This window comes from Vibrio sp. 10N.222.48.A3 (genome assembly GCF_041475345.1).
In the GTDB taxonomy this organism is placed as follows: domain Bacteria; phylum Pseudomonadota; class Gammaproteobacteria; order Enterobacterales; family Vibrionaceae; genus Vibrio; species Vibrio tasmaniensis_A.
Genome location: NZ_JBFRVX010001385.1, coordinates 1 through 818 on the forward strand (window position 1 = coordinate 1; position 818 = coordinate 818).

General features: G+C 44.3%; 1 protein-coding gene. It reads left to right on the forward strand.

All coding sequences use genetic code 11. From position 1 onward, the window contains the following. Positions 1 to 481 (forward strand): flagellin (locus AB4653_RS26545; protein ID WP_372105720.1); only part of this gene is annotated, 481 nt, incomplete at its 5' end. Positions 482 to 818 lie beyond the last annotated feature (337 nt).

An 818-nucleotide genomic window follows, 5' to 3' on the forward strand; every position in this document is an offset into this window, starting at 1 on the left:
AGGTCGCATACAGGTATTTGTTGCCGAGCCAGATTTAGATGGTGAGATGAGAATCTCGGGTGGTTTAGCCTCTGAACTAGGCTTCAAAAATGATGCTCCTGAAGGCCAGGAAACCACAACCACGGCGGATGGCAAAGTTGTACCTGCACCTGCTGTAGGTCGAACGACATTAGTTCAAGATGTCGATTTGAATACTGTAGCTGGTTCACAAAACGCAATCAGTGTCATCGACTCTGCAATGCAGTACGTTGATTCACAGCGTGCTGATTTGGGTGCGAAACAAAACCGTCTAAGCCACAGTATTAATAACTTGGCAAACGTTCAAGAGAACGTAGACGCTTCAAACAGCCGAATCAAAGATACGGACTTTGCGAAAGAGACAACGCAAATGACCAAAGCTCAAATTCTGCAACAAGCTGGTACATCTATACTAGCTCAAGCAAAACAGTTGCCTAACTCTGCAATATCACTATTGCAATAGTTATTGGTTGAACTCGCTATTCGTGTTCAGACGTGAACCGCTTAGCGAGGGATACTGGCAAGCATACTTACTATTGGGTGTTTAGCTCTCTCATCTCTCACCTGCTATCCATTTTTACGGTAAGAATGCAACGGCGTGTCGGAAATGTGTTCATTTCTCGATGATCTCCGCACAGGCTCTGACACGCCAACTAGCCCCGGTTCCTTCACAGGAAAAGGGGCTTTTTCCTTTCTATTTCTACACTTTTGTTTTCTTTTAGAGCGTCTAGTTTACTTTTCAAATCCGTAAAACCTCGATCTCACTTACCTGTTTCACGACAAACAACTCAACTCTTTGT